Source organism: Phenylobacterium sp., assembly GCF_031412415.1.
Taxonomy (GTDB): domain Bacteria; phylum Pseudomonadota; class Alphaproteobacteria; order Caulobacterales; family Caulobacteraceae; genus Phenylobacterium.
Window position 1 is genome coordinate 1 of sequence record NZ_JANOCX010000050.1, and the last position, 4266, is coordinate 4266.

At 67.7% G+C, this 4266-nt stretch carries 7 protein-coding genes; 6 read left to right on the top strand and 1 reads right to left on the bottom strand.

Annotated features, from left to right (window positions below):
• The 6 genes from RMO04_RS02400 to thrC all read left to right on the top strand — a co-directional run.
• Positions 1–141 (top strand): hypothetical protein (locus tag RMO04_RS02400; RefSeq protein WP_309643203.1); only part of this gene is annotated, 141 nt, incomplete at its 5' end.
• Complete coding sequence (locus tag RMO04_RS02405; protein WP_309643197.1) at positions 119–760, top strand: cytochrome c oxidase assembly protein; 642 nt, start codon at positions 119–121, stop codon at positions 758–760. The genes RMO04_RS02400 and RMO04_RS02405, both read left to right, overlap by 23 nt.
• A gap of 76 nt (positions 761–836) precedes the next feature.
• Positions 837–1715 (top strand): cytochrome c oxidase subunit 3, encoded by an 879-nt coding sequence (locus RMO04_RS02410; RefSeq protein WP_309643198.1) that lies wholly within the window; start codon positions 837–839, stop codon positions 1713–1715.
• 3 nt (positions 1716–1718) lie between these two features.
• The gene (locus RMO04_RS02415) at positions 1719–2075 is read left to right on the top strand and encodes a DUF983 domain-containing protein (protein WP_309643199.1); all 357 of its coding nucleotides are present in this window, start codon (positions 1719–1721) and stop codon (positions 2073–2075) included.
• Entirely contained in the window at positions 2068–2796 is a 729-nt protein-coding gene (locus RMO04_RS02420; protein WP_309643200.1) for an SURF1 family cytochrome oxidase biogenesis protein, read from the top strand. Before RMO04_RS02415 ends, RMO04_RS02420 begins: the two co-directional genes overlap by 8 nt.
• Positions 2796–4064 (top strand): threonine synthase, encoded by a 1269-nt coding sequence (gene thrC / locus RMO04_RS02425; RefSeq protein WP_309643201.1) that lies wholly within the window; start codon positions 2796–2798, stop codon positions 4062–4064. Before RMO04_RS02420 ends, thrC begins: the two co-directional genes overlap by 1 nt.
• Here the strand turns inward: thrC and RMO04_RS02430 are convergent.
• Positions 3950–4266, bottom strand: a 317-nt coding sequence (locus RMO04_RS02430) for a hypothetical protein (protein WP_309643202.1), incomplete at its 5' end; no start/stop codon positions are given. The two genes, thrC and RMO04_RS02430, sit on opposite strands and share 115 nt — an antisense overlap.

Genomic DNA, 4266 nt, shown 5'->3' on the forward strand with positions numbered 1-4266 from the left:
TCGCAAGATCCCCAGGCCGAAGCCAAGGCCCGGCGGGGCCGCAACATCGCCCTGGCCCTCGGCCTGGTGCTGTTCGTGGTGCTGGTCTTCGTCGTCACCGTCGTTCGTCTGGGGGCCAGTGTTGCCGACCGCCCGCTCTAGGCCGCCACTCACCCCCGAGGCCAGGCGCAACAAGCGCGTGGCGCTGATCTGCGGGGCGTTCTTCTTCGGCATGGTCGGCATGGCCTACGCCTCGGTGCCGCTCTACAAGGCCTTCTGTCAGCTCACCGGCTTCGACGGCACGATCCGCAAGGCCGAGACCGCGCCGGATCAGGTGCTGGACCAGATGTTGACCATCCGCTTCGACGCCAATGTGCGCGAGCTGCCCTGGACCTTTACGGCCGAGCAGACCTCGCAGACCATCAAGATCGGCCAGACGGGCCTGGCCTTCTTCAAGGTCACCAACAACGGGACCCAGCCGATCACCGGCCGCGCGGTCTACAATGTGGTGCCCGAATCGGCCGGGGCGTACTTCCAGAAGCTCGAGTGCTTCTGCTTCTCGGACCAGACGATTCCGGCCGGAAAGACCATCGAATTCCCGGTCGTCTATTTCGTCGACCCGGAATACGCCAAGGATATCGAGACCAAGAACAAGGGCGAGGTGACCCTCTCCTACACATTCTTCCCGTCGGTCGAAGACGGCGCGGGTCGCAAGACCGCGCAGGCGGCGCCGGCAAACCATCCTTCAGCCCTTGGCGGAACCGCCAGGGCGGGGCTATAGCGTCACGCGAAATGTCTAACGTCGGCCCTGGAGAGAGGGCGGGCGTCAGTGAGATACAAAAGGGGTTAGGACCGAAATGGCCCACGGCGAAGTCAAGCACGACTACCATCTTGTGAACCCGAGCCCGTGGCCGCTGGTGGGCTCGGTCTCCGCGACCGTCATGGCGCTGGGCGGGGTGGTCTGGATGAAGGGCCTCTTCGGCCTTCCCGAGGGCACCTGGTGGCTGTTCGCCGCCGGCCTCGCGGGCGTGCTCTACACCATGCTCGGCTGGTGGGCGGACGTGGTGAAGGAAGCCAACCAAGGCGACCACACCCCGGTCGTCTCGATCGGCCTGCGCTACGGCATGATCATGTTCATCGCTTCGGAAGTGATGTTCTTCGTCGCGTGGTTCTGGATCTTCTTCGAGATGGCGCTCTTCCATGAGCACCGGACGCTGTCGGCGATCGAGGAGGTCCGCACCGCCTGGGCCACCTGGCCGCCCGCCGGCATCGAAACCGTGCCCGCCTGGAACCTGCCGCTGGTCAACACCCTGACCCTGCTGCTCTCGGGCACCACGGTCACCTGGGCGCACCACGCGCTGCAGCAGGGCGACCGCAAGGGCACCCAGATCGGCCTGATCCTGACGGTCATCCTGGGCGTGCTGTTCACGGCCATCCAGGCCTACGAGTACATGCACATCCTGCAGCACAACTACTTCTTCGGCGCCGAGAGCCAGGCCAACTCGGGCCTCTACGGCTCGTCCTTCTTCATGGCCACGGGCTTCCACGGCTTCCACGTGCTGATCGGAACCATCTTCCTGATCGTCTGCCTGATCCGGCTGATGAATGGCGGGTTCACGCCCAAGCAGCACTTCGGCTTCGAGGCGGCGGCCTGGTACTGGCACTTCGTCGACGTGGTCTGGCTGTTCCTGTTCGCCTTCATCTACGTGGTGTTCGGCGGAGCCGGCGGCCACTGACGGATGAGCCGCCCCAATCCGCTGCTGGCGGGCCTTCGCGGCCGCTGCCCGAACTGCGGAGAGGGGCGCTTGTTCCAGGGCTTCCTCAAGGTCGCCCCCTCGTGTGACGCCTGCGGCTACGACCTCGCCAAGGCTGACTCGGGCGATGGACCGGCGGTGTTCGTGATCCTGATCGCGGGCTTCCTCTGCGCGTTCGCCATGCTGTTCACCGAGATCGCCTACGCCCCGCCCATCTGGGTGCACGTCGTGGTCTTCCTGCCCCTGACCCTGGGCGTCTGCCTGGGGCTCTTGCGACCGCTCAAGGGCGTCATGCTGGCCGCGCAGTTCTCCAACAAGGCCTCCGAAGCGCGGCATGACTGACCAGACCGTTCGCCGGCTTCCGATCGGCCTCACGATCAGCATGCTCGTCGCCCTGGCCATCCTCATCGGCCTGGGCGGCTGGCAGCTCAAGCGGCTGGCCTGGAAGCAGGACCTGCTCACCCGCGTGGCGGCGCTGCAGTCGGCGCCCGCCGCCGATCTTGGCCCCATGCTGGCGCGCGTGAAGGCGGGCGATGACCTGGAGTACGGCCGCGCCCGCACCGTCTGCCCCGGGCTGGCGACCGCGCCCTATCTTGAAGTCTACAGCGTGCGCGACGGGCAGGCCGGCGTGCGGCTGGTCTCGGCCTGCCCCCTCGCGGGCGCGGCGTATGGCTCCATCCTGGTGGACCGCGGTTTCGTGGCCGACAACATCTCCGCCCGCCCGGCGGTCGACCCCGCAGCGCGCGCACCGATCGAGGTCGTGGGCGTCTTCCGCGCCCCGGAGAAGCCCAGCTTCGTGACCCCGCCGAACGACGTGGCGGCCAACCACTGGTACTCCCGCGACATCCCCGCCATGGCCGCCGTGCTCAAGGCGTCCGCGCCAGCCCCGCTGTTCCTGATGGCCGAGACCTCGAGCAATCCGGAATGGAAAGCGCTTCTCGCCGCGCCCTTGCCGGCCGAGATCTCCAACCGCCATCTGGAGTATGCCCTGACCTGGTTCGGCCTTGCCGCGGCCCTGGTCGGCGTCTATGTCGCCGTCCTCTGGAAGCGGTGGAAAGCCTGATGCGGTACATCTCCACCCGGGGGCAGGCGCCCTCGGTCGGTTTTGTCGATGCGATGATGTCGGGCCTGGCGCCCGACGGCGGCCTCTATGTGCCCGAGACCTGGCCGACGCTGTCGCGCGATGAGATCGCGGCTTTCGCCGGTCGGCCATATCACGCCGTCGCTACCGAGATCCTGTCGCGCTTCGTCGGCGGCGAAATCCCCCGCGAGACCCTGGCCGAGATGTGCGCCGAGGCCTATGCGACCTTCTCCCATTCCGCCGTCACGCCCCTGAAGCAGATCGGGCCGCAGGCCTTCATCGCCGAACTGTTCCATGGGCCCAGCCTGGCCTTCAAGGACGTGGCCATGCAGCTCCTGGCGCGGCTGTCCGACCACGTGCTGGGCGCGCAGAAGCGGACCCAGACCATCCTGTGCGCCACGTCCGGCGACACCGGCGGCGCGGCGGTGGAGGCCTTCCGCGGACGGGCCAACACCAAGATCGTGGTCATGTTCCCCGACGGGCGGATCAGCGAGGTCCAGCGCCGGTTCATGACCACGACGGCCGAGCGCAATGTCGCCTGCGTCGCGGTGGCCGGCGACTTCGACGACTGCCAGGCGATCCTCAAGCTCGCCCTGGCCGACGCTGGCCTGAAGCAGTCGGTGGGGCTTTCGGCGGTCAACTCGATCAACTTCGCCCGCATCGTGGCGCAGAGCGTCTACTACTTCACCACCGCCGTGGCCCTGGGCGCGCCGCATCGGAGCATCTCCTTCGCCGTGCCGTCCGGCAACTTCGGCGACGGGTTCGCCGGCTACGTCGCCAAGCGCATGGGCCTGCCCATCGATAAGATCGTGGTGGCGACCAATTCGAACGACATCCTGGCGCGGGCCTTCGAGGAGGGCCGCTATGTTCGCGGCGTCACCGCGGCGACCCAGTCACCGGCCATGGACATCCAGTCGGCGTCCAACTTCGAGCGGCTCTATTTCGAGTGCGCCCGCCGCGACGGCGTGGAGACGGCGCGGGCCTTCGCGGCCTTCGGCGAGACCGGCTTCATCGACATCCCGCCCCAGGCCCACGCCGCCATGCGCGAGACCTTCATGGGCGTCAGCGTCAACGAGGGGGAGACGGCGCGGACCATCGTCTCGACCCTGCGGGATACAGGCGAGCTGATCGACCCTCACACAGCGGTCGGCGTGGCCGGCATGCGCGCCTCCGGCGTCAGCGGCCCCGTGGTTGTGCTGTCGACCGCCCACCCAGCCAAGTCGGCCAGGATCAGCGACCAGTCGCGGTAGTTCAGCCGCCGCGATTCATCAGGCTCCCGTTCCACGGCGCGCATCCATCGCCGGATGAAGGCCAGCGTGCCCGCTCCTCTCATGAGCGCACAGAACGGCATGATGGTCAAGCCCAAATCGTCCCGCTCGATGCGCTTCAGCGTCTTGAGGGCGTCCTGCGCCGCCGCATCGACGACGAGGGGGCGGACGCCGGTGCCGAAGC

What these genes read in the sequence shown, in the direction of transcription:
- RMO04_RS02410 (WP_309643198.1), top strand. Translation starts at nt 837, where the DNA reads ATGGCCCACGGCGAAGTCAAGCACGACTACCATCTTGTGAACCCGAGC.
- RMO04_RS02415 (WP_309643199.1), top strand. Translation starts at nt 1,719, where the DNA reads ATGAGCCGCCCCAATCCGCTGCTGGCGGGCCTTCGCGGCCGCTGCCCG.
- RMO04_RS02420 (WP_309643200.1), top strand. Translation starts at nt 2,068, where the DNA reads ATGACTGACCAGACCGTTCGCCGGCTTCCGATCGGCCTCACGATCAGC.
- thrC (WP_309643201.1), top strand. Translation starts at nt 2,796, where the DNA reads ATGCGGTACATCTCCACCCGGGGGCAGGCGCCCTCGGTCGGTTTTGTC.